Origin of the sequence: Streptomyces sp. NPDC059718 (assembly GCF_042733315.1) — a bacterium.
In the GTDB taxonomy this organism is placed as follows: Bacteria; Actinomycetota; Actinomycetes; order Streptomycetales; family Streptomycetaceae; genus Actinacidiphila.
In genome coordinates this window covers 1-1,191 of sequence record NZ_JBHWGA010000148.1, presented here as the reverse complement: position 1 = coordinate 1,191, position 1,191 = coordinate 1, and the positions used below count along the sequence as shown (strand labels likewise).

Here is a 1,191-nt window from a genome sequence, read left to right as displayed (position 1 = left end):
GGCCGGAGGCCGGGGCGCGCGGGTTCCGGTCCGACAGGGCCTAGTACATCTCGCGGGCGCGGCGGCTCGCGTTGATCACGAGCGCCGCGCCCAGGCCGAGGAAGGCGGTGCCGCCGACCAGGTACGGCGTGGTGTCGACGCTGCCGGTGTCCGCCAGGTGCTGTCCCTGGTCGGTGCCCGACCCGGTGGTGGCGGTCGAAACGGACGACTGCGCGCTCGTGTTCGCCGTGTGCTCGGCACTGGCGGACGCGTTGGGCACGAAGTACAGGGCGCCGAGGACTGCGGCAGCCGTGACGGCGACGAAAGCGGGTGGACGGTGCGAGGTCAACGGATCCCCCAGCGGTTGCGGCGACTTGACCGTGAAGGCCGATGGTAGTGAGACAACCGCCGCTGAGGGAAGTTCGACCCCGGAACCGGAGCTTCCGCGGGTTCCCGGAGGGCCGCCGCGGGTATCCTTCCGCGCCGGAAGCGGACTGCCTGCGCAACGGGGGCCGTTCCCCCGCATACGCTCCGTCACATGAGCACTACTGACATCCCCACCGGGGAGAGCGGGCCGCGCTACGTGCGGCTCCAGGTGGAGCTGGTCCTGGAGATCACCGGGTCCGGCGAGCTGACCGACGCCGCGCTGGACCAGATCGGCGGCGACGAGTACATGCCGGACGACGAGCGGCAGCACGCCGAGGCGTCGGTGCGGCAGGACGAGTCGGAGGCGCTGGCCTACCTGGTCGATCCGTTCGACCTGGTCACCAGCGTGCCGGGGATCGAACTGGTGCAGGCGTCCTGGTCCTGTGCCCACACCGAGTACGACCCCGACTCCGACGAGTGGGACCTCTACGACGACGAGGCCGACGACGAGGTGGACGACGAGGTGGACGAAGCCGACATCGAGGAGGAGGAACCGCAGGGACGCTGAACGCGTCTTCGGCAGTGCGTGACTCACCCGCCCCGGGCCCCTCACGGGTCCGGGGTTTCGCACGGGCCGCGTGACCGCGCCCATGTCACCTGCGTCACGCACGTGTTCTTCCCCACACTTCCCGGGGTGGGGGAACGGACCAAAGACCCTGGCAGTTCCTGGACGTACGAGTGAGGCTCGATCGAGGGCCGTGGCCCGCGACGCACGCGGGCCGGGGGAAACGCGTACCGGAAGACATTGGAGATCTGTGTGAAGCGCGCCGAGACCGGCACAGCCAC

Annotated in this window: 2 protein-coding genes; one reads left to right on the top strand and one right to left on the bottom strand. The window is 70.3% G+C overall.

Going from position 1 to position 1,191, the window contains the following annotated elements; genetic code table 11:
* Window positions 1–40: 40 nt before the first annotated feature.
* Window positions 41–328, bottom strand: a complete 288-nt coding sequence (locus ACFV3E_RS46780) for a hypothetical protein (protein ID WP_500366832.1) — start codon at window positions 326–328, stop codon at window positions 41–43.
* 189 nt (window positions 329–517) lie between these two features.
* Here ACFV3E_RS46780 and ACFV3E_RS46775 point away from each other — a divergent pair, with 189 nt between their 5' ends.
* On the top strand, window positions 518–913 hold the full coding sequence (locus ACFV3E_RS46775; RefSeq protein WP_499513642.1) for a hypothetical protein: 396 nt from the start codon (window positions 518–520) through the stop codon (window positions 911–913).
* Window positions 914–1,191: the final 278 nt, after the last annotated feature.